This window comes from Mycobacterium talmoniae, from assembly GCF_001854525.1.
GTDB lineage: Bacteria > Actinomycetota > Actinomycetes > Mycobacteriales > Mycobacteriaceae > Mycobacterium > Mycobacterium talmoniae.
Map to the genome: position 1 here is coordinate 1 of NZ_MLQM01000071.1, position 23,964 is coordinate 23,964.

At 70.0% G+C, this 23,964-nt stretch carries 23 protein-coding genes and 1 pseudogene; 15 read left to right on the forward strand and 9 right to left on the reverse strand.

The genetic code is table 11. From position 1 onward, the window contains the following. Positions 1-2,381: transglycosylase/D,D-transpeptidase PonA2 (gene ponA2 / locus BKN37_RS14235; RefSeq protein WP_071026905.1), on the reverse strand; the 2,381-nt coding region annotated here is incomplete at its 3' end. A gap of 324 nt (positions 2,382-2,705) precedes the next feature. Here ponA2 and BKN37_RS14240 point away from each other — a divergent pair. Next, positions 2,706-3,059 (forward strand): WhiB family transcriptional regulator, encoded by a 354-nt coding sequence (locus tag BKN37_RS14240; RefSeq protein ID WP_071026907.1) that lies wholly within the window; start codon positions 2,706-2,708, stop codon positions 3,057-3,059. A gap of 88 nt (positions 3,060-3,147) precedes the next feature. Here the strand turns inward: BKN37_RS14240 and bagB are convergent, their stop codons facing one another. Together bagB and bagA are read right to left on the reverse strand one after the other, a co-directional pair. Next, positions 3,148-4,296 carry an ATPase BagB gene (gene bagB, locus BKN37_RS14245; protein ID WP_071026909.1) on the reverse strand — a complete coding sequence of 383 codons (1,149 nt, stop codon included), beginning with the start codon at positions 4,294-4,296 and terminating at the stop codon, positions 3,148-3,150. Then, positions 4,293-5,324, reverse strand: coding sequence for an ATPase BagA (gene bagA, locus BKN37_RS14250; protein ID WP_095407090.1), 1,032 nt, complete (start codon positions 5,322-5,324; stop codon positions 4,293-4,295). Before bagA ends, bagB begins: the two co-directional genes overlap by 4 nt. A 100-nt stretch (positions 5,325-5,424) precedes the next feature. Between bagA and sp36 the strand changes: the two genes are divergently transcribed. The 3 genes from sp36 to BKN37_RS14260 are packed head-to-tail and all read left to right on the forward strand — an operon-like array spanning position 5,425 to position 6,827. Next, positions 5,425-5,586 carry a Sp36 family protein gene (gene sp36, locus BKN37_RS28355; RefSeq protein ID WP_095407091.1) on the forward strand — a complete coding sequence of 54 codons (162 nt, stop codon included), beginning with the start codon at positions 5,425-5,427 and terminating at the stop codon, positions 5,584-5,586. Continuing rightward, complete coding sequence (locus tag BKN37_RS14255) at positions 5,583-6,047, forward strand: RidA family protein (RefSeq protein ID WP_071026911.1); 465 nt, start codon at positions 5,583-5,585, stop codon at positions 6,045-6,047. Before sp36 ends, BKN37_RS14255 begins: the two co-directional genes overlap by 4 nt. After that, entirely contained in the window at positions 6,048-6,827 is a 780-nt protein-coding gene (locus BKN37_RS14260) for an MBL fold metallo-hydrolase (RefSeq protein ID WP_071026914.1), read from the forward strand. 109 nt (positions 6,828-6,936) lie between these two features. Here BKN37_RS14260 and crp read toward each other — a convergent pair whose 3' ends face one another. Both crp and BKN37_RS14270 read right to left on the reverse strand, forming a co-directional pair. Further along, positions 6,937-7,611, reverse strand: a complete 675-nt coding sequence (crp, locus tag BKN37_RS14265) for a cAMP-activated global transcriptional regulator CRP (RefSeq protein ID WP_059101725.1) — start codon at positions 7,609-7,611, stop codon at positions 6,937-6,939. 104 nt (positions 7,612-7,715) lie between these two features. Continuing rightward, positions 7,716-8,063 (reverse strand): hypothetical protein, encoded by a 348-nt coding sequence (locus tag BKN37_RS14270; RefSeq protein WP_071026916.1) that lies wholly within the window; start codon positions 8,061-8,063, stop codon positions 7,716-7,718. Between the two features lie 177 nt (positions 8,064-8,240). On the opposite strand from BKN37_RS14270, the gene nth reads away from it, so the two are divergent. From nth to marP, 4 genes are read left to right on the forward strand one after another with little or no spacing between them, the layout of a single operon-like run. Next, positions 8,241-8,921, forward strand: coding sequence for an endonuclease III (gene nth / locus BKN37_RS14275; RefSeq protein ID WP_095407093.1), 681 nt, complete (start codon positions 8,241-8,243; stop codon positions 8,919-8,921). Positions 8,922-8,939: 18 nt separating this feature from the next. Further along, the gene (locus tag BKN37_RS14280; protein ID WP_071026921.1) at positions 8,940-9,578 is read left to right on the forward strand and encodes a TlpA family protein disulfide reductase; all 639 of its coding nucleotides are present in this window, start codon (positions 8,940-8,942) and stop codon (positions 9,576-9,578) included. Between the two features lie 19 nt (positions 9,579-9,597). Next, positions 9,598-10,395 carry an NUDIX hydrolase gene (locus BKN37_RS14285; protein ID WP_071026923.1) on the forward strand — a complete coding sequence of 266 codons (798 nt, stop codon included), beginning with the start codon at positions 9,598-9,600 and terminating at the stop codon, positions 10,393-10,395. Further along, positions 10,392-11,579, forward strand: coding sequence for an acid resistance serine protease MarP (marP, locus tag BKN37_RS14290; RefSeq protein WP_071026926.1), 1,188 nt, complete (start codon positions 10,392-10,394; stop codon positions 11,577-11,579). The genes BKN37_RS14285 and marP overlap by 4 nt, the downstream gene beginning before the upstream one ends. Here marP and BKN37_RS14295 read toward each other — a convergent pair. After that, positions 11,572-12,528 (reverse strand): alpha/beta fold hydrolase, encoded by a 957-nt coding sequence (locus BKN37_RS14295; RefSeq protein ID WP_071026928.1) that lies wholly within the window; start codon positions 12,526-12,528, stop codon positions 11,572-11,574. The two genes, marP and BKN37_RS14295, sit on opposite strands and share 8 nt — an antisense overlap. Beyond that, positions 12,529-13,056: a phage holin family protein gene (locus BKN37_RS14300; RefSeq protein WP_071026930.1), complete on the reverse strand. Its 528-nt coding sequence runs from the start codon at positions 13,054-13,056 to the stop codon at positions 12,529-12,531. It lies immediately after the preceding gene. 168 nt (positions 13,057-13,224) lie between these two features. Here BKN37_RS14300 and BKN37_RS14305 point away from each other — a divergent pair, with 168 nt between their 5' ends. Further along, entirely contained in the window at positions 13,225-13,938 is a 714-nt protein-coding gene (locus tag BKN37_RS14305) for a S1 family peptidase (RefSeq protein ID WP_095407092.1), read from the forward strand. 120 nt (positions 13,939-14,058) lie between these two features. On the opposite strand, the gene acs is transcribed toward BKN37_RS14305, so the two are convergent. Then, on the reverse strand, positions 14,059-16,011 hold the full coding sequence (gene acs, locus BKN37_RS14310; RefSeq protein ID WP_071026932.1) for an acetate--CoA ligase: 1,953 nt from the start codon (positions 16,009-16,011) through the stop codon (positions 14,059-14,061). A gap of 92 nt (positions 16,012-16,103) precedes the next feature. Between acs and BKN37_RS14315 the strand changes: the two genes are divergently transcribed. The 5 genes from BKN37_RS14315 (at position 16,104) to BKN37_RS14335 (ending at position 21,963) form a co-directional block, all read left to right on the forward strand. After that, positions 16,104-17,717 carry a peptide ABC transporter substrate-binding protein gene (locus BKN37_RS14315; RefSeq protein ID WP_071026934.1) on the forward strand — a complete coding sequence of 538 codons (1,614 nt, stop codon included), beginning with the start codon at positions 16,104-16,106 and terminating at the stop codon, positions 17,715-17,717. Position 17,718: 1 nt separating this feature from the next. Then, the gene (locus BKN37_RS14320; RefSeq protein WP_071026936.1) at positions 17,719-18,645 is read left to right on the forward strand and encodes an ABC transporter permease; all 927 of its coding nucleotides are present in this window, start codon (positions 17,719-17,721) and stop codon (positions 18,643-18,645) included. Beyond that, a complete protein-coding gene (locus BKN37_RS14325; protein ID WP_071026938.1) occupies positions 18,638-19,507 on the forward strand; it encodes an ABC transporter permease in 870 nt (289 codons plus the stop codon). Before BKN37_RS14320 ends, BKN37_RS14325 begins: the two co-directional genes overlap by 8 nt. Beyond that, positions 19,504-21,123, forward strand: a complete 1,620-nt coding sequence (locus BKN37_RS14330; RefSeq protein WP_071026949.1) for a dipeptide ABC transporter ATP-binding protein — start codon at positions 19,504-19,506, stop codon at positions 21,121-21,123. The genes BKN37_RS14325 and BKN37_RS14330 overlap by 4 nt, the downstream gene beginning before the upstream one ends. Before the next feature lie 84 nt (positions 21,124-21,207). After that, positions 21,208-21,963, forward strand: coding sequence for an oxidoreductase (locus tag BKN37_RS14335; protein ID WP_071026940.1), 756 nt, complete (start codon positions 21,208-21,210; stop codon positions 21,961-21,963). Between the two features lie 410 nt (positions 21,964-22,373). Here BKN37_RS14335 and BKN37_RS14340 read toward each other — a convergent pair whose 3' ends face one another. Then, entirely contained in the window at positions 22,374-23,231 is an 858-nt protein-coding gene (locus BKN37_RS14340) for an HAD-IB family hydrolase (RefSeq protein ID WP_071026942.1), read from the reverse strand. A 462-nt stretch (positions 23,232-23,693) separates the two neighbouring features. On the opposite strand from BKN37_RS14340, the pseudogene BKN37_RS14345 reads away from it, so the two are divergent. Continuing rightward, positions 23,694-23,964 (forward strand): annotated as a pseudogene (locus tag BKN37_RS14345) (septum site-determining protein Ssd); the annotation flags it as partial.

Consider the following 23,964-nt stretch of genomic DNA (forward strand, 5'->3'; position numbering starts at 1 on the left):
ACAGCCGTGATCGGCGGCAGCCCGGGGATCTCCACGACCGTCATCTCCGGCGCCGGGAAGTTGATCGGCGGCGGGGGCGGTGGCGGCGGGATGCCGTTGCTGACCTCGATGGTGATGATCGATCCCGGAATAGTCTGGCCGTTGGGCGCCGTGCCGACCACCGTGCCGGACTTGGAGCTGCTGTTGACCCAGCTGGGCTGATCGGCGACCTGGAAACCGGCCTCGGTCAGGCGTTGCCGGGCCTGGTCCACCTCCAGGCCGGTGACGCTGGGCACCTTCGAATTCGGGCCGCCCTCCACGTACCGCGGATCGGTCGGCGGCAGTTTCACCTCACCGAAGCTGTTGGCGATCGGCTTCATCGCGGTGAACCAGGTGCGGGCCGGTTCGTTACCGCCGAACAGGTCGCCGTCACCGCAGTGCCGCAGCGGGAACGAGCACAGGTCCGTCGGTGTGCTGGAGTCGTCATAGACGTAGTTGGCGGCCGCGTAGTGGCTGGTGAAGCCGACGAAGCTGGAGGACCGATGCGCCTCGGTGGTGCCGGTCTTACCCGACACCGGCAGGTCCCAGCCCGCCGAACCGGCCGCGCCGGACGCGGTTCCGCCGCCCAGGGCGTCCTTGCTGAGCGCGTTGGCCAGCGTGTTCGCCAACCCCTGCGGCACCACCTGATCACAGGTTTCGGTGGTCACCGCAACCTCGTTGCCGTTGCGGTCGATCAGCTTGTCGATCGGGCTGGGCGGGCACCACACCCCACCGGAGCCCAGCGTGGCCGCCACGTTGGACAGCTCCAGCGCGTTCACCTCGATCGGGCCCAGGGTGAACGACCCGATGTTCTGCCGTTTGACGAAGTCGGCCAGGCTCTCGTCGCTGTCCGGGTCGTAGTCGCGGGCGGTGCCCGGGTCGGTGTAGGAGCGCAGCCCCAGTTTGACCGCCATGTCCACCGTGCGCGGTACCCCGACCTGCGAAATCAGTTTGGCGAAGGCGGTGTTGGGCGAGGTGGCCAACGCGTCGGTCACGCTCAGCGGCGATCGGTAGTTGCCGGCGTTGATCACGCACCAGGTCTCTTTCGGGCAGCCCTTGGCGCCGCCGCTACCCATGCCCTTGGCCTGGAAGCGGGGCGGGACCTCGAGTTGGGCGTTGATGCCCATCCCCATTTCCAGGGCCGCCGCGGTGGTGAAGATCTTGAACACCGACCCGGCGCCGTCACCGACCAGCGAGAACGGCTGCGGCCGCATGGTTTCGCCGAGGTCGCTGTTCAGCCCGTAGGTGCGGTTGCTGGCCATCGCCAGCACCTGGTGGCTGGTCTTGCCCGGCTTGATCACGCTCATCACGCTGGCCACGCCCTCCAGGGTCGGGCTGGCGAATTGGTCGACGGCGGCTTTGACCGGGATCTGCACGTCGGGATCCAACGTGGTGCGGATCAGGTAACCGCCGCGGGCCACCTGCTCCTTGCTGATCCCGGCCCGGGCCAAGTATTCCTGCACGTAATCACAGAAGAAGGCGCGGTCGCCGGCCGCGATGCAGCCGCGGGGCAGCTCGTTGGGCTGCGGCAGGATGCCCAGCGGCTCCGCTTTGGCGGCCTGCAACTCGTTGACCGGCCCGGCCTGATTTTCGATCATGGTGTCGAGCACCACGTTTCGCCGGGCCAGCGCGCCCTCGGGGTTGGTGTAGGGGTTGAGCGCGCTGGTGGACTGCACCATCCCGGCCAACAGCGCGGCCTGCTGCCAGTTCAGCTCGGCGGCGTCCACCCCGAAATAGGTCTGCGCGGCGTCCTGGATGCCGAACGCGTTGTTGCCGAACGAGACCAGGTTCAGGTAGCGGGTCAGGATCTCCGGCTTTTTCAGTGTCTTGTCCAGGGTCAGCGCCATCCGGATCTCGCGCAGCTTGCGCGCCGGGGTGGTTTCGATGGCCGCCCGTTTCTCGGCATCGGTCTGCGCGGTGACCAACAACTGGTAGTTCTTCACATACTGCTGCTCGATCGTCGACCCGCCCCGGGTGTCGGCGTCGCCGGAGGCGTACCCGGCCAGCCCGGTCAGCGTGCCTTTCCAGTCCACCCCGCTGTGCTCGGCAAACCGTTTGTCCTCGATCGAGACGATTGCCAGCTTCATGGTGTTGGCGATTTTGTCGCCGGGCACCTCGAAGCGGCGTTGCGAGTACAGCCAGGCGATCGTGTTGCCCTTGGCGTCGACCATCGTGGTCACCGCGGGCACCTCGCCCTGCAGCAGTTGGGCCGAGCCGTTGGCCACCACGTCCGAGGCCCGGTTGGACATCAGCCCGACCCCGCCGACGGCCGGAAAGAGCAAAGCTGCGACGAGGACGCCGGCAAGCAGGCAGCACCCGGCCAGCTTGATCACCGTGAGTCCGGCCGGGGGGCGCTCCGACATGGGTACCACAGTAGCGACGCCACCAGCGGCACCCCAGAGATGACCCCGAACAGAGCGTCGACGAAATTTTCCGCGGCGTTACCAGATAACCGCGCCGCTCACGGCGGATCGCCGCTGCCCGGGGCCGCCATCATGATCGGACGGGACGCCCGTCCCAAAAAAGGGGCTTTGAAACTGTTGCGCAAATGCGAGCTGACCACCTAACTTAGACACACAGTGCGACTCAGGTAACACTGACCTGCGCAATGTGGCGTAGATCGCATCCAGCGTCTGCGCCGGAGTAGGGGAAGCCGCCCGTGCGGCGGCCAGGAGGAAGGATCGCTGGTGTCAGCTACACGGCCCATGGCGCGAAGGACAACCACAGCAACCACTCGCACTGCAGTCCAGAGCGCCGAGGCCGAGACCCGGATCGCCTGGGTGTCCAAGGCCCTGTGTCGAACTACTGACCCCGATGAACTGTTTGTCCGCGGCGCCGCCCAGCGCAAGGCCGCGGTGATCTGCCGGCACTGCCCGGTGATCCTGGAGTGTGGCGCCGACGCGCTGGATAACCGCGTCGAGTTCGGGGTGTGGGGCGGGATGACCGAACGCCAGCGTCGCGCCCTGCTCAAGCAGCACCCCGAGGTCGTCTCGTGGGCCGACTTCTTCGCTGTACAGCGCAAGCACCGCAGCGCTGGCTAACTCTGCTGAGGTTCTAGCACCGAGAGCCACCCCGTCGCGGAAATGTCCGCGCGACGCCGCCTCGCGGGCGTCGGTGCGCGTCGAGTCCTCAGCCGGCGGTCGACGTCAACTGGTCGGCGATCGCGCGCAGCGCCTCCAGATCGGAGACGTCGAACGGCAGCGAGGGCACCCCGACGATCGCGACGTGGGGATTGGCCCCGGTGAACCGGGACAGCAGCCGGACCTCCCGCTTGGCGGTCGAACCGCGGTTGGCGTGAATCTGCAACACCGCGGCGGTCAGCGTCGTGGCATCGTCGGTGTCCGCCTCGCCCTGCAGGGTCTCGATGCCGTCGATGGCGCGCTCCACCGGCAGATTGCACAGCAGCGGGTGGGTGCGGTTGAGGATCAAGCCGGCCAGCGGCATCCGTTCCTGCGACAGCCGGTCGACGAAGAACGACGCCTCGCGCAGCGCGTCCGGCTCGGCCGCCGACACCACGACGAACTGGGTGCCGCGCCGCTTGAGCAGGTCGTAGGTGCGGTCCGCCTTTTCCCGGAACCCGCCGAAGGTGGCGTCCAGCGACTGCACGAAACCCGCGGCGTCGGACAGCATCTGGGATCCCAGCACGGTCGACAGCGCCTTCATCGCCAACCCCACCGCGCCGGTCACCAGCCGCCCGATGCCGCGCCCGGGACCCAGCAGCAGCTTCCACAGCCGGCTGTCCATGAAGCTGCCCAGCCGCTTGGGCGCGTCCAGGAAGTCCAGCGCGTTGCGGGACGGCGGGGTGTCCACCACCACCAGGTCCCACCGGTCTTCGCCCAGTAGTTGACCCAGCTTCTCCATGGCCATGTACTCCTGCGTACCGGCGAGTGAGGTGGCCACCGTCTGATAGAACTGATTGTCCAGAATCGCTTGTGCGCGTTCGGGTCCGGAGTATTGCATCACCATCTCGTCGAAGGTGCGGCGCATGTCGAGCATCATCGCGTACAGCTCGCCGGGCACCTCGTCGGGCAGCGGCACCCGTTGCGGGGTGTTGCCAAGGTCGTTGATGCCCAACGCCTGCGCCAGCCGCTTTGCCGGGTCGATGGTGAGCACCACCACCGTGCGGCCGTATTCGGCGGCCCGCAGCGCCATCGACGCGGCCGTGGTGGTCTTGCCCACCCCGCCGGCGCCGCAGCACACCACCACCCGGTTGCTGGTGTCGGACAGGATCGCGCCGATGTCCAGGGCCGGTGGCTTGCTGGTCGGGTTGTGACTCATCGAACCCCCTGCTGGGCAAGTATTTCGGAGAGCTCATAAAGGCTGCCGAGGTCGACGCCGTCGGCGATCATGGGCAGCTCCAACCGCGGCACGTGCAGCTGCTCCAGCTGCTCGGCGGTCTCGGCGCGGGCGGTGATCCGGGTGGCGTGCTGGATCGTCTCGGTCAGCAGGCCGGCGAAGTCGCTGTCGGTCAACGTGATCCCGGCCGCGGTGAGCCCGGCCCGCACCGCGTCGGCGTCGACCACCCCCTCGGCGGCCTTCGCCAGGTCGTCGGCGGCCAGATAGGCCGGGATGTTGCGGTTGACGATGACGCTGCCGATCGGCAACTGCAGCTCGTTGAGCTCGTCGATCGCCTCCATGGTCTCCTGCATCGGCAGCGCCTCCAGCAGCGTCACCAGGTGCACCGCGGTCTGATCGGAGTGCAGCAGCTTGACCACGCCGTCGGCCTGGGAGTGCACCGGGCCGCCCTTGGCCAGCTCGGACACCGCCTTGGTGACGTCCAGGAAGCGCGCGATGCGGCCGGTGGGCGGCGCATCGACGACCACCGCGTCATACACCGGCTTTTTGTTCTTGGCGCCCTTGTCCAGGCGGATGACGGCTTCCTTGATCTTGCCGGTCAGCAGCACGTCGCGCAGGCCCGGGGCGATCGTGGTGGCGAACTCGATGGCCCCGATCCGGCGCATCGCGCGCCCGGCGATGCCCAGGTTGTAGAACATGTCGAGGTATTCCAGGAACGCCGCCTCGATATCGATCGCCAGCGCGTTGACCTGGCCGCCGCCGTCGGCGGTGGCGATCTTCAGCTCCTGATACGGCAACGGGGGGACGTCGAAGAGCTGCGCAATGCCTTGGCGCCCTTCGACTTCCACCAACAGGACCTTGCGGCCGCCGGCGGCCAGCGCCAGCGCCAGCGCGGCCGCGACCGTCGACTTGCCGGTACCGCCTTTGCCGGTGATGAAATGCAGGCGGGCCTTGGACAAACGCGACGGCCAGCCAATAGCGCTGTCGCCGCTCGGTGTGGGTGCCACCACTGCATGCTAACGGTATTGCCCGGCTCCTCCTCGCGCGCTCCGCCGCGCGCACCATTGCCGGGCGCCAAGGCCGTCGCGGGCTTACCGATAAGCTCACGTTATGAGCCAACGGACCACGTGGGAGTACGCGACCGTTCCCCTGCTGACCCATGCGACCAAGCAGATCCTCGACCAGTGGGGCGAGGACGGCTGGGAGCTGGTCACGGTGATGCCCGGCCCGACCGGTGAGCAACTGGTGGCCTACCTCAAACGCCCGAAATGACCGCGTCGGCCCGGCTGGCCGAGCTCGGCCTGGAGCTGCCGCCGGTGGTGACGCCGCTGGCGTCCTACGTTCCGGCGGTGCGGACCGGCAACCTCGTCTACACCTCCGGCCAGCTGCCGATGGAGGCCGGCAAACTCGCCGGCACCGGCAAGGTCGGCGCCCAGATCAGCCCCGAGCAGGGCGCGGCGCTGGCGCGCACCTGTGCGCTCAACGCGTTGGCCGCGGTCGACGCGCTGGTCGGGATCGACGCGGTGACCCGGGTGGTCAAGGTGGTCGGGTTCGTGGCGTCGGCGCCCGGATTCCACGGCCAGCCGGGGGTGATCAACGGCGCGTCGGACCTGCTGGGCGAGGTGTTCGGCGACAGCGGCGCGCACGCGCGGTCCGCGGTGGGGGTGGCCGAGCTGCCGCTGGACGCGCCGGTCGAAGTCGAATTGGTCGTGGAAGTCGCGGGCGGTCGGTAGGTGGCGCTGTCCCACCCCGCCTACGGCCGGCTGCGGCCGGTCACCGCCACCGCCTCGGTGGTGCTGGCCGACAACCCCGGGTTGATGACGCTGGACGGCACCAACACCTGGGTGCTGCGCGGGCCGGGCAGCGACGAGGTGGTGATCATCGATCCCGGCCCCGACGACGCCGAGCACATCGCGCGGGTCGCCGAGGTCGGCCGGGTGGCGCTGGTGCTGATCAGCCACCGGCATTTCGACCACACCGACGGCATCGACAAGCTGGTCGACGCCACCGGCGCCACCGTGCGCGCGGTGGGCAGCGGATTCCTGCGCGGCCTCGGCGGGCCGCTGACCGACGGCGAGGTGATCGACGCCGCCGGGCTACGGATCACGGTGATGGCCACCCCGGGGCACACCGCCGACTCGCTGTCGTTCGTCCTGGACGACGCGGTGCTGACCGCGGACACCGTGCTGGGCCGCGGCACCACCGTCATCGACACCGAGGACGGCAGCCTGGGCGACTATCTGGAGTCGCTGCGCCGGCTGCGCGGCATGGGCCCCCGGATGGTGCTGCCCGGTCACGGGCCGGAGCTGCCCAACCTGGACGCCGTTGCGTCGGGATACCTGGCGCACCGCGAGCAGCGGCTGAACCAGGTGCGCTCGGCGCTGACCGAACTCGGCGAGGACGCCACCGCCCGCCAGATCGTCGAACACGTCTACGTCGACGTCGACGAGGAGCTGTGGGGCGCCGCGGAATGGTCGGTGCAGGCCCAGCTGGACTACCTGCGCGCCCACTAGGGTGCGCCGATCTAGGGCGCGAACGTGCACAAAATGCCAAATTCTGGGCGTTTTGGCGTACGTTTGCGCACGCTCGCGGCGTAGCGCGGCGTAGCTGGGGCGTAGCGAACTAGCGGGCCCGGCGGGCCAACCGCTCGGAGTCGGAGATCAGCACGCTCTTGCCCTCCAGCCGGATCCACCCGCGGTGGGCGAAGTCGGCCAGCGCCTTGTTCACCGTCTCCCGCGAGGCGCCCACCAGCTGCGCGATCTCCTCCTGGGTGAGGTCGTGGGTGACCCGCAGGGCGCCGCCCTCCTGGGTGCCGAACCGCTGCGCCAGCTGCAGCAACTGCTTGGCGACCCGGCCGGGCACGTCGGTGAAGATCAGGTCGGCGAGGTTGTTGTTGGTGCGCCGCAGCCGGCGCGCCAACACCCGCAGCAGCTGCTCGGCGATCTCCGGGCGGTCGGCGATCCACGCCCGCAGCGCGTCGCGGTCCATCGACACCGCGCGCACCTCGGTGATCGTGGTCGCGCTGGAGGTCCGCGGGCCGGGGTCGAAGATCGACAACTCGCCGAACATGTCCGACGGGCCCATGATGGTCAGCAGATTCTCCCGGCCGTCCGGGGAGCGGCGGCCGATCTTCACCTTGCCGGAAATGATGATGTACAGCCGGTCGCCCGGTTCCCCTTCGGCGAACACCGTGTGTCCGCGTGGGAAGTCGACGGGTTGCAATTGCTTGGTCAGCGCGGCGACGGCGCTGGGTTCAACCCCCTGGAAGATTCCGGCCCTCGCCAGGATCTCGTCCACGTTGCCCCTTAAGTGCTCTTCTGATGTGTGAAAACTCGCATGCCAACCCCTACATAGGTTAGCGAATCTAAGTCTAGAGGTAGGCCCGGACCGACGTGCCAACGCTACACACGATTGGCCTGTTTAGTCGGCCGAAACTGCGGATTTGCCCGTGAATGTATCTGCCGCCGGGCCGGCACCCCGAGCCCGACCGCCGGCGGCGGGGACACCGGGGGGATCCAGTCCAGGGTGGTGTCGAGTTGCTCGAGGCGGCGCCGCTGGAAGCACTCGAGCGCTTCGGGCATCCCGTCGCGGGCCAGGGTGCCCACCTCGTCGGCCTCGGCCTGGTCGAGAAATTCCGCGACGTCGGCCGCCGTGACGGTGTCGTCGTTGAGGCCGGTTTCCAGCCGTTCCAGTCCGATGGCGGCCAGCATCAGCAACCCCGGGATGACGGCCACTAGCAACCAAGACACAAGGAGCAAGTAAACACGGGGAAGGTCTCGCTGAGATCACGAATTAGTACCCTGTCGTAGGTGACCGTGGCCAAGCCTTCCTCCGGTGCTCGATCGGCGCCCGCCGCCTCGGGCGACAAACTGGCCCGGCGGTGGGCCGAAGAGACCCGCATCGGGTTGGTGCGCCGGGCCCGTCGGATGAATCGCGCACTGGCGCAAGCGTTTCCGGAAGTGCGTTGCGAGCTGGACTTCACCACGCCGCTCGAGTTGACGGTGGCCACCATCCTGTCGGCGCAGAGCACCGATAAGCGCGTCAACCTGACCACCCCGGCGCTGTTCGCCCGCTATCGGACCGCGCTGGACTACGCCCAGGCCAACCGCGCCGAGCTCGAAGACCTCATCCGCCCCACCGGTTTCTTCCGTAACAAGGCAACCTCGCTGATCGGCCTCGGGCAAGCTTTGGTGGAACGGTTCGACGGGGAGGTGCCGGCCACCATGGCCGAGCTGGTCACCCTGCCCGGGGTGGGCCGCAAAACCGCCAACGTCATCCTCGGCAATGCCTTCGATGTCCCCGGCATCACCGTCGACACCCACTTCGGGCGGCTGGTGCGGCGCTGGCGGTGGACCGCCGAGGAGGACCCGGTCAAGGTCGAACACGCCGTCGGCGAACTCATCGAACGTAACCAGTGGACGCTGCTCAGCCACCGGGTGATCTTCCACGGCCGCCGGGTCTGCCATGCCCGCAAACCGGCCTGCGGGGTGTGCGTGCTGGCCCGCGACTGCCCGTCGTTCGGGCTGGGCCCCACCGACCCGCTGATCGCCGCGGCCCTGGTCAAAGGCCCGGAGACCGAGCATCTGCTGGCCCTGGCCGGGCTGTAGCGCGGCGGCTGCGCGCCCGTGAGCACCTCAACCCGCTGGACTCTCGCGGTGATCGCCGTGATCGCCGCGCTGATCGCCGCGCTGCTGCTGGCCCTGCGCGACACCAGCCCCTGGCCCGGGGCGCCGGCGCCGACGGCGGCCGACCGCGAACACCGCGACGCCGACACCGAGGCGGCGCTGCGCGAACCCCGCCGGCGCGCCGCCTTGCCGCCCTGCCCCACCGGCGCGGACACCGACGGGCCGGGCCCGCTGCACGCGGTGGTCGTCGAATGCGCGGCCGACGGCGCGCCGGTCGACGTCGGCCGGGCGGTGGCCGGCCGACGGGTGGTGCTGAATCTGTGGGCGTACTGGTGCCAGCCGTGCCGGGCCGAGCTGCCCGCGATGGCCGAATATCAACGCCGCGCCGGTCCCGGCGTGACGGTGCTGACGGTGCATCAGGACGAGAACGAGACCGCCGGCTTGCTGCGGCTGGCGGAGCTGGGGGTGCGGCTGCCGACCCTGCAGGACGGCCAGCGTCGGGTCGCCGCAGCGCTGCGGGTCCCTAATGTGATGCCCGCGACAGTGGTGTTGGCGGCGGACGGTACGGTTGCGCAGGTCCTGCCGCGAGCATTCGCCAGCGCTGACGAGATCGCAGCCGCGGTCGGTGGCCAGGCGTGATGGGAAAGGTGAGGCGTCGGTGAGCGCTGGTGGTACGCCCCCGCACTCGGGGCCCAACGCGTCCCCGGCGGTTGCGCTGACCCCGGGTGTCAGCCCCGCCTGGCTGCGCCCGCTGGTCGACAACGTGGGGCAGATCCCGGCCGCCTACCGGCGCCGGCTGCCCGCCGATGTGCTGGCGCTGGTGACCGCGGCCAAAGCCACCGCGGCACTGCGCCGCAACGGACGCGACGCGGCGGTGCTGGTGCTGTTTTCCGGCCCCGAGTCGTCGGCCGGTGTTCCCGACGAGGCCGACCTGCTGGTCACCGTGCGGGCCTCCACCCTGCGCCATCACGCCGGTCAGGCCGCGTTCCCCGGCGGCGCGTCCGACCCCGACGACAACGGCCCGGTGGCCACCGCGCTGCGGGAGGCCCGCGAGGAAACCGGCGTCGACCCGGCCCGGCTGCATCCGCTGGCGACGATGGAACGGACGTTCATCGCGCCGTCGGGGTTCCACGTCGTACCGGTGCTGGCCTACTCGCCCGATCCGGGTCCGGTGACCGTCGTCGACGAAGCCGAGACCGCGATCGTGGCGCGGGTCCCGGTGCGCGCGTTCATCAATCCGGAGAACCGCCTGATGGTGTACCGCCGCGCGCACGGCCACCGCTGGGCCGGGCCGGCGTTCCTGCTCAACGAGATGCTGGTGTGGGGCTTCACCGGTCAGGTGATCTCCGCGATGCTGGACGTGGCCGGCTGGGCGCAGCCCTGGGACACCGCCGACGTCCGCGAACTGGACGCGGCGATGGCGCTGGTCGACAACGGAGGCGGTACACGACGATGACCTCGTCACAGTGGCTGGATATCGCGGTGCTGGCGGTCGCGTTCGTGGCGGCGGTCTCGGGCTGGCGCTCCGGCGCACTGGGCTCGGTGTTGTCGTTCGTCGGCGTGGCGCTGGGCGCGGTCGCGGGCGTGCTGCTGGCCCCGCATTTGGTCAGCCACATCACCGGGGCCCGGCCCAAGTTGTTCGCCGCCTTGTTCTTGATCCTGTCCATGGTGGTGGTCGGCGAGGTTGCCGGGGTGGTGCTGGGCCGGGCGGTCCGCGGCGCGATCCACAGCCGCGCCGTGCGTGGCCTGGACTCGCTGATCGGGGTGGCGCTGCAGCTGGTGGTGGTGCTGGTGGCGGCCTGGCTGCTGGCGACGCCGTTGACCTCGTCGGATCAGCCGAGCTTGGCCGCCGCGGTGCGTGGTTCGCGGGTGTTGGCGGAGGTCAACGACGTCGCACCGCCCTGGCTGAAAACCGTGCCGAAGCGGGTGTCGGCGCTGCTGGACAACTCCGGGCTGCCCGACGTGTTGGAGCCGTTCAGCCGCACCCCGATCGTGGCCGTGGATGCACCGGATGCGGCGCTGTCCGACAACCCGGTGGTGACGGCCACCGAACCGAGCGTGGTCAAGATCCGCGGCGTGGCGACCAGCTGCCAGAAGGTGTTGGAGGGCACCGGGTTTGTGGTCGCGCCCAGTCGGGTGATGACCAACGCCCACGTGGTGGCGGGCTCCAACAGCGTCACGGTGGAAGCCGAGGGCAAACCCTACGATGCGACGGTGGTGTCCTTCGACCCCGAGGCCGACATCTCGATCCTCGCGGTGCCCGATCTGCCGCTGTCGCCGCTGGCGTTCGTCGACTCGCCGGCGCGATCGGACACCGACGCCATCGTGCTGGGCTATCCCGGCGGCGGCGGCTTCGAAGCCACCCCGGCCCGGATCCGGGAGATCATCGAACTCAACGGTCCCGACATCTACCGCAATGCGACGGTCACCCGGGAGGTGTACACGATCCGCGGCACGGTGCGGCAAGGCAATTCCGGCGGGCCGCTGATCGATGTCCACGGCAAGGTGTTGGGCGTGGTGTTCGGCGCCGCCGTCGACGACAACGACACCGGTTTCGTGTTGACCGCCAAAGAGGTGGCCCGGCAGTTGACCAAGATCGGTGACACCACGCCGGTGTCCACCGAGACCTGTGTCAGCTGAGCCCGTGGTGCACCCGCTGCAAAAACCGGGATAGCTGCGCGTTGACCTGCTCGGGTTCCTCTTCGTGGCTGAAATGCCCTGCGCCGGCGACGGATACGTAGCGTCCGTGCGGCGCGTAGCGCCGGGTGCGGTCGACCGGGTCGGCCAGCACGTACGGGTCGGCGTCCCCGTGCACGTGCAGTAACGGGATGGCCACGCCGCGCTTCATCGCCTTCATGAACCGGCGGCCCTCGTCGCGCAGCTGGCTGCGCACCGCCCAGCGCTGATATTCCAGGGCGCAGTGCGCGGCCGACGGTATCTGGATGGCCCGCCGCAGATGACCGACGGTTTCGCAGAAGTCTTCACTGGCCTGCCATTTGGCGGTGGAGCGGCTCCGCACCAACCGTTCGATCTCGGCGGCGTCGGCGCGGGTCAGCACGTGTTCGGGCCACATCGGCAGCTGGTAGCGCAACAGCGAGGGCAGCAGGGCCCGACGCTGATCACGCCGGGCCAGCATGGAGGCGCGTAACGCCGCCGGATGCGGTGAGCTGATCACCGCGATGGCCCGGACCAGCCGCGGGTGCAGCAGTGCGGTGGCCCAGCACACCAGACCCCCGTCGGCGTGCCCGACCAGGGTCGCCGACGAGTGCCCGAGGGCGCGGATCAACCCGGCGGTGTCCCCGGCCAGCGTCCAGCCGTCATAGCCGCGGGGCGGCTTGTCGCTGCCGCCGTAGCCCCGCAGGTCGACCGCCACCACCCGCGCGTTTGCCAGCCCGCGCAGCTGATGCCGCCACGACCACCAGAACGAGCCGAACCCGTGCAGCAGGATGACCAGCGGTTGGGTGGGCGGCGGCGGTGCGCCGTGCGGGTTCGCCGCCTCGACGACGTGGAACCGAATTCCGTTGGCGTGGATGTCCAGATGCCGCCACGGCCCGTCGATGCGGGTGATCGACGGGTCCGGTGCTGCCATCTACCAGCCCGACGGATCGGTGGGCGCCCGCCCCTCGACCGCGGCCTGGGCGGGCGTGGCGGGCTTGGTGTGGTCCGGGCGCAACGCGGTGCGGGTCTCCTTGACCGACGCGATCGTCTCCCGCGGGCCCCGGATCCGGCGCACCTTCAGGTATCCGAACACCGCCAGTGCCCCGGTGACCAGCACCATGATGCCGAACACGATGGCGAACGCCACCCAGCGCCACAGCCAGGTGTCGAGCAGTTCGGCGAGAAAGAAGAAGAAAAAGAAGGTGGAGTAAAACAGCACCACCAGCGCGGCGATGAAAAAGACGCTGCCGGTCAACCCCTTCTTGACGTCGCGGGTGATCTCGGCGCGGGCGAGCTCGACTTCGGCGCGCACCAGCGTCGACACCTGGGTCGTCGCCTCCTTGACCAGATCACCGAGCGAGGGGTCACCGGCGACGGCATGCGGGTCGACCAGGGGGATCGCGGTCAGGGTGCCCGGCACCCCGTTCTTGCGGTCGGCGTTGCTTGAAGCCTTGCTCACTCCACGGTCCTCCCGGTTCGCTGTCCTCGCGGGTTATGTTGCCATGCGGTGCCGGGCCGCACGAGGCTAACCACGGTGAGGCCCGAGCAAGCGACGCCTGTTGCTTCTGTGGTCAGGCTAGACTGCGCGCTAGTACCCGGGTCGGCCTCGTTGACGGGAGTCAGGGCATTGCAGATCGCACACCGCTGGGCGCTTCGCGCTGCCGCCGCACTGGTGGCCCTAGCCGCGGTGGCGGCGCCGGGCTGGCCCACCGGGCCGGCCCGCGCCGCCGATAACAAGGTGGCGCTCGGCGGTGGCGCCGGAATCGTCGTCGACGTCGACACGCTGTGCACGCTGACCACGATCGGCCACGACAACACCGGCGCCCTGATCGGTTTCACGTCCGCGCACTGCGGTGGGCCCGGCGCTTCGGTCGCCGCCGAGGGCGCCGAGGGCAACGGCCCGGTGGGCACCATGGTGGCCGGCAACGACAACCTGGACTACGCGGTGATCCGGTTCGATCCGGCCAAGGTGAACCCGGTGGCCAACTTCGACGGGTTCGCGATCAACGGCATCGGCCCGGATCCGGCGTTCGGCCAGGTGGCCTGCAAACAGGGCCGCACCACCGGCAACTCGTGCGGCGTCACCTGGGGGCCCGGGCAAGACCCGGGCACGATCGTCATGCAGGTGTGCGGCCAGCCCGGCGACTCCGGGGGGCCGGTCACCGTCAACAACATGCTGGTCGGCATGATCCACGGCGCGTTCAGCGATGCGCTGCCGACCTGCGTGGTCAAGTACATCCCGCTGCACACCCCGGCGGTGGTGATGTCGATCAACGCCGTCATCGACGACGTCAACAGCAAAAACCGGCCCGGCGCCGGCTTCGTGCCCATCCCGGCCTAGGGTTTCCCGGCCCCGCACCGACTCTCGTCCGCGCACCGAATGTGCGGTTTGATCCGCCTGCACCCGCGCTTTGCGTATGACACCGCACACTCGGCGGCCAGGGCGGCAAAGGCGGCAACCCTACTTGGCGGCCCGGATCGCCTCGAACACACCGGGATCCAGCAGCGTCGAGGTATCCCCGAGCTCGCGGCCGTCGGCCACATCGCGCAGCAGCCGGCGCATGATCTTGCCGCTGCGGGTCTTGGGCAGCTCGGGCACCACGTGGATCTCGCGCGGCTTGGCGATCGGTGAGATCTCCCGAGCCACCTGGGCGCGCAGTTCGTCGACCATCTGCTCGCCCCGCTCGGCGTGGGAGCTCTCCAGCACCACGAACGCGCAGATCCCCTGCCCGGTCTGCTCGTCGGCGGCACCGACCACCGCCGCCTCGGCCACCCCGGAATGGCCGACCAGCGCCGACTCCACCTCCGCGGTGGAGATCCGGTGCCCGGACACGTTCATCACGTCGTCGATGCGGCCCAGCACCCAGATGTCGCCGTCGGCGTCGTAGCGGGCGCCGTCGCCGGCGAAATACCAACCCTGCGCGGCGAACCGGGACCAGTAGGTGTCCACGAAACGCTGCGGGTCGCCCCAGATGCCGCGCGCCATCGCCGGCCACGGTTCGTCCAGCACCAGATACCCGCTGGGCTGCTCACCGTGGTCGCCGCCCGGCGCCAGCCGGTTGCCGTCGTCGTCGACGATGCGCGCCGAAATCCCCGGCAGCGGCGTCATCGCCGCGCCCGGCTTGGTGGCGGTGAGCCCGGGCAGCGGCGAGATCATCGTCGCGCCGGTCTCGGTCTGCCACCAGGTGTCGACCACCGGCGTCGTGCCGGCACCGATCACGGTGCGGTACCACCGCCACGCCTCGGGGTTGATCGGCTCACCGACCGACCCCAGCAACCGCAGGCTGGACAGGTCGTGTTTGTCCGGGATCTCCCGGCCCCACTTCATGAACGTCCGGATCAACGTGGGTGCGGTGTAATACGTTGTCACGCCGTATTTTTCGATGATATCGAAATGGCGGTGACCGTCTGGGAAATCCGGGGTGCCCTCATAGAGGACCTCGGTGACCCCGTTGGCCAGCGGGCCGTAGACGGCGTAGGTGTGCCCGGTGACCCAGCCGACGTCGGCGGTGCACCAGAACACGTCGCTGTCCGCTTTGACGTCGAAGATGTAGTGGTGGGTGTAGGCGGCCTGGGTCAGGTAGCCGCCGGAAGTGTGCACGATGCCCTTCGGCTTGCCGGTGGTGCCCGAGGTGTACAGCAAAAACAGCGGATGCTCGGCGTCGAACGCCGCCGGGGTGTGCCGCGGCGACGCCGCGCCGACCACGTCGTGCCACCACAGGTCGCGGCCGGCCGTCCAGGCCACGTCGCCGCCGGTGCGGCGCACCACCAGCACATGCTGCACGGTGTCGGCGCCGGCCACCGCCTCGTCGGCGGCGTCCTTCAGCGGGGCGGCGGCACCGCGCCGGAACTGCCCGTCGGCGGTGATCACCAGCTTGGCCTGCGCATCGTCGATCCGGGCCCGCAGCGCGGCCGCGGAGAAACCGGCGAACACCACACTGTGCAACACCCCCAGCCGCGCGCAGGCCAACATCGCGATGACGGTCTCGGGGATCATCGGCAGGTAGATCGCCACCCGGTCCCCGGCAACCACACCCAACTCGGTCAACGCGTTGGCCGCCCGGGACACCTCGGCCTGCAGGTCGGCGTAGGTCAGGCTGCGGGCATCCCCGACCGGCTCGCCTTCCCAGTGGATGGCCACCCGGTCGCCGTGGCCGGCCTCGACGTGGCGGTCCACGCAGTTGTAGGCGACGTTGAGGGTGCCGTCGGCGAACCACCGCGCGAACGGGGCCGCCGACCAGTCCAGCACCTGGGTGAACGGCGTCGCCCAGGACAGCCGACGGGCCTGATCGGCCCAAAACGCCAGGCGGTCCTGCTCGGCGGCCCGGTACAGCTCGGGACCCGCGTTGGTCTGCGCGGCGAACGCTGCGGGCGGCGGGTACGACGACGGCGCGTCGGGATGCGTCTCGGTCACGCCACGAGCCTAATCACCGCGGCCGAACGTCGACGGCGTGTCGTCGCCGGCCGCCCCCGACGCCCACCGCGGCACCCCTTACTGTCGCTGGCATGCGTGCGAAGCGTGCCGCGGCGGCCCTGGCCGCCGGATTGCTGGTGCTCGCAGCGCTGGCCGGTTGCGGCAATGGCGGCACCGACACCGACCTGGTTGTGGTCAACGCCGGCGAGCCGCAGAATCCGTTGATTCCCACCAACACCAACGAGACCAACGGGGCGCGGATCCTGGAGCGGCTGTTCGCCGGGTTGGTGTCCTACGACGCGGCCGGCGCCCCGGCGCTGGAGGTCGCGCGGGCCATCGAGACCAGCGACAACGTCAACTACCGGATCACCATCAAACCCGGCTGGACGTTCACCGACGGGTCGCCGGTGACGGCCCACTCGTTCGTCGACGCGTGGAACTACGGCGCCCTGACCACCCACGCCCAGCTGCAGCAGAGCTCCTTCAGCCCGATCGACGGCTACGACCAGCTGGCCGCGCCGACCCCGACCGCGCAGACGATGTCGGGGCTGCACGTGGTCAGCGACACCGAATTCACGGTGCGGCTCAAGGCCCCGACCATCGACTTCACCCTGCGGCTGGGATCCACGCCGTTCTTCCCGTTGCCGCGGGCCGCGTTTGACGACATGGCCGCGTTCGGTCGCCGCCCGATCGGCAACGGGCCCTACCGGATGGACGACGCGCAACCGCACCCCTGGCAGCACAACGTCAAAATCGACCTGGTGCCCAACCCCGGCTACCACGGCAACCGGGTCGCCCACAACCGCGGGCTGCGGTTCATTCTGTACGCCAACCTGGAGACCGCCTACGCCGACCTGTTGGCCGGCAACCTCGATGTGCTCGACACCGTGCCGCCCAGCGCGCTACCGACCTACCGTCGCGAACTCGGCGACCGCGCGATCACCGGACCGGTGGCGATCAACCAGACCCTGGACACGCCGCTGCGGCTGCCGCATTTCGGCGGCGAGGAAGGCCGGCTGCGTCGGCTGGCGCTGTCGGCGGCGATCAACCGGCCGCAGATCTGCCGCCGGATTTTCGCCGACACCCGGGTCCCGGCGCGCGACTTCACCGCCCGATCGTTGCCCGGCTTCGACCCGAACCTGCCCGGAAACGACGCCCTGGCCTACGACCCGCAACGCGCCCGACGACTGTGGGCGCAGGCCGACACCATCGCCCCGTGGTCCGGCCGGTACCTGATCGCCTACAACGCCGACGGCGGGCATCAGGAATGGGTGGACGCGGTGGCCAACAGCATCAAAAACACCCTCGGTATCGACGCCGCCGGGGCGCCGCAACCCACCTTCGCGGGGTTTCGCACCCAGATCAGCGAGCACACCATCGGCACCGCGTTTCGCGCCGGCTGGCAGGGCGACTATCCCTCGCTGCTGGAATTCCTCGAACCGCTGTTCGTCACCGGTGCCGGCGCCAACGACATCGGCTACTCGAATCCGCGGTTCGACGCGGCGCTGCAGACCGCGCTGGCCGCGCCCACCCTGGACCAGGCGCACGCGCTGACCAACTCCGCGCAGCGAATCCTGTTGCATGACATGCCCATTGTCGCGCTGTGGGACTACGCCAACGCGGCCGGGCACTCGACGGCGGTGCACGACGTCACGATCGCCTGGAACGGCATGCCCGACTACGAGCGCATCGTCAAGGACGGCTGAGGTGATCGGCTACCTCGGCCGGCGGCTGCTGGTGATGATCCCGGTGTTCTTCGGGGCGACGCTGCTGATCTACGGTTTGGTGTTTCTGCTGCCCGGCGACCCGATCGCCGCGCTGGGCGGGGACCGGGCGGTCAGCCCGGCGGTCGCCGCCCAGCTGCGGGCCCAGTATCACCTCGACGACCCGTTCTGGCTGCAGTACCTGAAGTATCTGCAGGGCCTGACCCGGGGTGACCTCGGCCAGTCGTTTTCCGGTCTGCCGATCAGCGAGGTGCTGGCGCAAGCGTTTCCGGTGACGATCCGGTTGGCCCTGGTCGCGCTGACCGTGGAGGCGGTCCTCGGCGTCGGGCTGGGCGTGATCGCCGGGCTGCGCCGCGGCGGCATCTTCGATGCCAGCGTGCTGCTGACCAGCCTGGTCCTCATCGCCGTGCCGATCTTCGTGCTCGGCTTCATCGCCCAGTTCGTGTTCGGGGTCAAGCTCGGGCTCGCCCCGGCCACGGTCGGTGACCAGCCCACGTTGCGCCGCCTGCTGCTACCGGGTTTCGTGCTCGGCGCGGTGTCGTTCGCCTACGTGGTGCGGCTGACCCGGTCGGCGGTGGCCGCCAACGCCCACGCCGACTATGTGCGCACCGCCACCGCCGCCGGGTTGTCCCGGCCGCGGGTGGTCGTCGTGCACATCCTGCGCAACTCGCTGATCCCGGTGGTGACGTTTTTGGGCGCCGACCTCGGCGCACTGCTGGGCGGCGCGGTGGTCACCGAGGGCATCTTCAACATCCACGGCGTCGGCGGCGCCCTGTACCAGGCGGTCATCCGGCAGGAGGCGCCGACGGTGGTGGCGATCGTGACGGTGCTGGTGCTGGTGTATCTGCTCGCCAACCTGATGGTGGACCTGCTGTACGCGGCCCTGGACCCCCGGATCCGTTATGGCTGAGCGGGCGCACACCGGTTTTTGGCGGGACACCTGGCGCGGCCTGCGCCGGCGACCCAAGTTCGTGGTCGCCGGGCTGCTGATCCTGCTGGTGGTCACCGCCGCGCTGGTGCCGGGCCTGTTCACCGGGATCGACCCCGGCTACGCCGATCCCGACCAGAGCATGCTCGGACCGTCGGCGGCGCACTGGTTCGGCACCGACCTGCAGGGCCACGACATCTACGCCCGCACCGTCTACGGCGCGCGGGCGTCGATCACCGTGGGCGTGGGCGCCACCGTGGCGGTGTTGCTTGTCGGCGGCGCGCTGGGGGCGCTGGCCGGCTTCTACGGCGGCTGGATCGACACGGCGGTGTCCCGGGTCGCCGACGTGTTCTTCGGCATCCCCCTGTTGTTGGCGGCCATTGTGCTGATGCAGGTCATGGCGCACCGCACGGTGTGGACGGTGATCGCCATCCTGGCCTTATTCGGCTGGCCGCAGCTGGCCCGGATCACCCGCGGCGCGGTGCTTGAGGTGCGGTCCAGTGACTATGTGCTGGCCGCCGAGGCGTTGGGGCTGGGGCGATTCCACACCCTGACCCGGCACGTGGTGCCCAACGCGATCGGCCCGGTGATCGCCGTCGCCAGCATCGCGCTCGGATTGTTTATCGTCACCGAGGCGACGCTGTCCTACCTGGGGGTGGGGCTGCCGCCGTCGGTGGTGTCCTGGGGCGGCGATATCAACCTGGCGCAGAGCCGATTACGGTCGGGGTCGACGGTGCTGTTCTACCCGGCCGGCGCGCTGGCGGTCACCGTGCTGGCCTTCATGATGATGGGCGACGCGCTGCGCGACGCCCTGGACCCGGCGTCGCGGGCGTGGCGCGCATGACCGCGCTGCTGACCGTGGACAACCTGGAGGTCCGGTTCGGCGACGGCCCCCCGGCGGTCCGCGCCGCCCGGCTCAGCGTGGCCGCCGGCCAGACCGTCGCGGTGGTCGGCGAGTCGGGTTCGGGCAAATCCACCACGGCGGCGGCGATCCTGGGGCTGCTGCCGCCGGGCGGCCGCGTCACCGGCGGCACGATCACCTTCGACGGCGTCGACCTCACCGGCGCGGACCGGCGGCAGCTGCGGGCGATCCGGGGTACCGCCATCGGTTTCGTCCCGCAGGACCCGATGACCAACCTCAACCCGGTGTGGAAGGTCGGCTTCCAGCTCCGTCAGGCGTTGCGCGCCAACACCGTCGGTGACCGCCGCGCGGTGCGGCAGCGCGCGGTCGCCCTGCTCGCCGAGGCCGGTATGCCCGACCCGGCGACCCAGGCGCACCGGTATCCGCACCAGCTGTCCGGCGGGATGTGCCAGCGTGCGCTGATCGCCCTCGGGTTGGCCGGCCGACCGCGGCTGCTGATCGCCGACGAGCCCACCTCGGCCCTGGATGTCACCGTGCAGCGGCAGGTGCTCGACGGGCTGCAGCGGCTCACCAGCGAACTGGGCACCGCGGTGCTGCTGATCACCCACGACCTGGCGCTGGCCGCCGAACGGGCCGAGGAACTGGTCGTGATGCACGACGGGATGGTGGTGGAAACCGGTCCCGCACAGCGGGTCTTGACCGAGCCGCAGCACCCCTACACCCGGAAACTGGTACGTGCGGCACCGTCGCTGGCGGCGCGGCGACCCAGCGTGGTGCGGGTCCGGCCGCCGGCGGCGGAGCAGACCGGGCAGCCGCTGTTGGCGGTCACCGGGCTGACCAAGGTCTATCCGGGCGGGCCACCGTGGCGGCGCACCGAATTTCGGGCCGTCGACGACGTGTCGTTCACGCTGGCGCGGGCCACCACCGTGGCGATCGCCGGCGAATCCGGTTCGGGCAAGTCCACCCTGGCGCGGATGGTGCTGGGCCTGCTGCGGCCCACCGCCGGGACCGTGGTTTTCGACGGCCAGCCGATCACCGGACTGGACCGGGCGGCGGTGCTGGCGTTTCGGCGCCGGGTGCAGCCGGTGTTCCAAAACCCCTACAGCAGCCTGGATCCGATGTATTCGGTGTTTCGGATCATCGAGGAGCCGCTGCGCATTCACCGGATCGGGGACCGCCGGGAACGGGACCGCGCGGTGCGTGAGCTGGCCGACCGGGTGGCGCTGCCGGCCTCGGTACTGGACCGGTTGCCGCGGGAGCTGTCCGGCGGGCAACGCCAGCGGGTCGCGATCGCCCGGGCGTTGGCGCTGCAACCGCAGCTGCTGGTCTGCGACGAAGCGGTCTCGGCGTTGGACGTCGTGGTGCAGGCCCAGATCCTGGACCTGCTCGCCGAGCTGCAGGCCAGTCTGGGCTTGGCGTACCTGTTCATCAGCCACGACCTGGCCGTCATCCGGCAGATCGCCGACGAGGTGCTGGTGATGCGGGGCGGGACGGTCGTCGAGCACGCGCCGACCGAGGCGGTGTTCACCGCGCCGGCCCACGACTACACCGCCCAGCTGCTGGCCGCCGTCCCCGGGCTGGACGGTTCCGGCCGGTAGCCGCCCCGCCCGAGCGGCTATCGTGGCGGGGTCGTGAGCCGCGCCGGCGACGATGCAGAGTCAAACGATGAGGAGGAGCGGCGCATGAGCACTGACCCGTTGGCGCCGCTGCTGGACCTGCCCGGGGTGGCCGCCGCCTGCGACCAGGCGCGCGACGCGCTGGGGCGGGCGCACCGGCATAAGGCCAACCTGCGCGGCTGGCCGGTGACCGCCGCCGAAGCCGCGCTGCGTGCGGCCCGGGCGTCGTCGGTGCTCGACGGCGGTCCGGTGCAACTGGACGACTCGGCCACCGCCGATCCGGTCTTTGCCGGCGCCCTGCGCGTGACGCAGGCGCTGGAGGGTGGGGAGACCAGCCTGGTGGGGGTGTGGCGGCGCGCACCGCTGCAGGCGCTGGCCCGGCTGCACATGCTGGCCGCCGCCGACCAGGTCGACGAGGACAAGCTGGGCCGGCCCCGCGCCGACGCCGAGGTCGGGCCCCGGCTGGAGTTGCTGGCCGAGATCGTCACCGGGGCGACGCAGGCGCCGGCGCCGGTGGTGGCCGCCGTCGCCCACGGCGAACTGCTGACGCTGGCGCCGTTCGGCAGCGCCGACGGCGTGGTGGCGCGTGCGGTGTCGCGACTGGTGACCATGGCCAGCGGGCTGGACCCGCACGGGCTCGGGGTGCCGGAGGTGACCTGGATGCGCCGCGCCGGCGACTACCGCGCCGCCGCGCGGGAGTTTGCCACCGGCACCCCCGACGGGCTGGCGGCCTGGATCCTGCTGTGCTGCCGGGCGCTGAAGGACGGGGCGACCGAGGCGTTGTCGATTGCTGAGTCGACCGCCAACACCTCGTCGCACTGACCAGTCCGCACACGCAAAGCGGGCGACGCTCCGTAAATTACGGCTCGCCGCCCGCTAGCACGGAACTCAGTTACCAAGCGTGCAACAAGGGGTTGCGTGGGTGGCCTCGGCGATCTTGCGATGCGCCCCGGCTGCGACCCCACCCAAAGGGCCGCCGAATCCGTCCGCTTTTCGCAATTACGCAGGCCCGCAACGCTTCTGCCATATTCGCGGCTGTGGCTCCGCGTGGGTACCGGGATCCGTGCTAGGTCGCCTGGTTCGGGAGGTCGAGCCTTCTCTTCCGGATCGACCTTGGCCTCCCCGGGCTTCCGTGGTTCCTTTGTACTACGTGACCACAGTCACATCAAGGGCCAATTGTGAGGCGGTGGCCGAGGCGAGATCCGATCGTGACTGCCAGAGGTTGCTGGGGCTCAGAACGCGAACCGGCGCAGCAGCGAGTAGGTGAGCGCCCCGGCGGCCAGCGCGCTGGCGCCCACCACCGCCGTCGTTGCCACCGCGGCGCCGGACGGGGCGGGCAACCGGTCCCGCAGCGACACCGGCCGCGAGAAGGTGAGCACCGGCCAGTCCCGGGCCATCGCCTCCTTGCGCAGCGCCCGATCGGGATTCACCGCGGCCGGGTGGCCCACGACCTCCAGCATGGGCAGGTCGGTGATCGAATCGGAATAGGCGTAGCAGTGTTCGAGCGGATACCCCTCCCGCGCGGCCAGTTCCCGGATGGCCTGCACCTTGCCTTCCCCGAAGCAATAGAAGGCCACCTCGCCGGTGTACTTGCCGTCTTCGACCACCATCCGGGTGGCCATCGCGTGGGTGGCGCCCAGCGCGCGAGCGATCGGGGCGACGATCTCCTCCCCGGAGGCCGACACCACCACGACGTCGCGGCCGCACAGCTTGTGGTCGGCGATCAGCTCCGCGGCTTCGGCGAACACCAGCGGAGTGACGATCTCGTCCAGGGTTTCGGCGACGATCGCCTTGACCTGCTCCACATCCCAGCCGGTGCACATATTGGTCAGATGGGTGCGCATCCGGTCCATCTGATCGTGGTCGGCGCCGGATAGCAGGAAAAGGAATTGGGCGTAGCTGGATTTGAGTACGGTTCGGCGGCTAATCAGTCCTTGGTCGAAAAAGGGTTTGCTGAACGCCAGCGTGCTGGACTTGGCGATCACCGTCTTATCAAGATCGAAAAAGGCGGCCGTGCGGGTCGGCGCACCGGTGGTTGCCGGTGCTTGCAAGGGGTTTTGCTGCGGGGCGCCCGAGTCGGAGGCGGTCACCGATCCAGCATAGGGCGGCGGCGTCCCGGGTCGCGACGTTGTGTAGGAAATGGCAGTTCACGGTGGGTGTCGAAGGCCGCGCCGACCGCCCCGCAGCGCCGGTGCGCCGTGCTATCTGTGGCAAGCAGTACTTGCGCTCGCCCGCGTTGTCGTGTGTATAGTGAGCATTACTCGGCCTAGTCCGAGGGTGTATCAGTCCGACCCCCCGGGGCTGATGCACGACGACCCTCGCCTCCTCCCCCCCTGGCGGGGGTCGTCCCTTATCTCCAGTAAATTCTTCGCCGGTTTCAGCCAATGCCGTGCTGGAACGTGTTGCAGAAACACGGATTCGGGCGCTGCGCCGGTTGATCCACAGTTGGACGCCGATCCACAGCCGCGCACCCCCGACCCGGTCGGTGACTGGCGCAGCGCGACCGCGCCCGGCACGGTGGGCCGGTGCATTCCACCGCCGGCGTCTTGGCCATGGTGACCGAACCCGCCCTGCGCGAGGAGGTCGACCGGGTCGGCGCCGCGGTCGGGGTGCGGGTCATCCATGCCGGGGCTGGGCCGCCGACGGTGAGCCGCAAGACCTGGATCGCCGCCCTGGCCGTGCTGCTGGACGAGCCGGCGGCGCACCGCTGCGCCGCCGGCTTACTGCCGCGGCGGGCCCACGTGGTGCTGGCCACCGGCGCGCCGCCGCGCACCTCGACGTGGGAAGCGGCCATCGCGGTCGGTGCCCAGCGCGTGGTGACAC

Bases quoted from the DNA above. Each gene is read 5' to 3' on its own strand.
- bagB (WP_071026909.1), bottom strand. From the start codon at position 4,296: ATGAGTCACAACCCGACCAGCAAGCCACCGGCCCTGGACATCGGCGCG.
- sp36 (WP_095407091.1), top strand. From the start codon at position 5,425: ATGAGCCAACGGACCACGTGGGAGTACGCGACCGTTCCCCTGCTGACC.
- BKN37_RS14255 (WP_071026911.1), top strand. From the start codon at position 5,583: ATGACCGCGTCGGCCCGGCTGGCCGAGCTCGGCCTGGAGCTGCCGCCG.
- nth (WP_095407093.1), top strand. From the start codon at position 8,241: ATGAATCGCGCACTGGCGCAAGCGTTTCCGGAAGTGCGTTGCGAGCTG.
- marP (WP_071026926.1), top strand. From the start codon at position 10,392: ATGACCTCGTCACAGTGGCTGGATATCGCGGTGCTGGCGGTCGCGTTC.
- BKN37_RS14295 (WP_071026928.1), bottom strand. From the start codon at position 12,528: ATGGCAGCACCGGACCCGTCGATCACCCGCATCGACGGGCCGTGGCGG.
- BKN37_RS14315 (WP_071026934.1), top strand. From the start codon at position 16,104: ATGCGTGCGAAGCGTGCCGCGGCGGCCCTGGCCGCCGGATTGCTGGTG.
- BKN37_RS14325 (WP_071026938.1), top strand. From the start codon at position 18,638: ATGGCTGAGCGGGCGCACACCGGTTTTTGGCGGGACACCTGGCGCGGC.
- BKN37_RS14330 (WP_071026949.1), top strand. From the start codon at position 19,504: ATGACCGCGCTGCTGACCGTGGACAACCTGGAGGTCCGGTTCGGCGAC.
- BKN37_RS14335 (WP_071026940.1), top strand. From the start codon at position 21,208: ATGAGCACTGACCCGTTGGCGCCGCTGCTGGACCTGCCCGGGGTGGCC.